The organism is Rheinheimera muenzenbergensis, from assembly GCF_036984005.1.
In the GTDB taxonomy this organism is placed as follows: Bacteria; Pseudomonadota; Gammaproteobacteria; order Enterobacterales; family Alteromonadaceae; genus Alishewanella; species Alishewanella muenzenbergensis.
In genome coordinates this window covers 1-254 of the sequence record NZ_JALAAR010000066.1, presented here as the reverse complement: position 1 = coordinate 254, position 254 = coordinate 1, and the positions used below count along the sequence as shown (strand labels likewise).

The following is a 254-nucleotide window of genomic DNA, read 5'->3' as shown; positions in this document are numbered from 1 at the left end:
TGGGGTTATAGCTCAGCTGGGAGAGCGCCTGCCTTGCACGCAGGAGGTCAGCGGTTCGATCCCGCTTAACTCCACCATTACTTTTTAAGTAAATACTGTTTGAAAACTCAAAGACAAGTTCTTCGTAAAGAAGTATTTCTCTTTGAGCTTTATGCTCAACGCTCTTTAACAATTTGGCAAGCTGATAGTAGTAAAAAACAAGCTAAGCAACCTCTCGAACTCAAGCGAGAGAGTGTATAGCAAAGCACACTGTA

1 tRNA gene is annotated in these 254 nt (G+C 42.9%); it reads left to right on the top strand.

Features of this window, described 5'->3' with window-relative positions:
* Position 1: 1 nt before the first annotated feature.
* Positions 2-77 (top strand) — tRNA-Ala (locus MN202_RS20575).
* Positions 78-254: the final 177 nt, after the last annotated feature.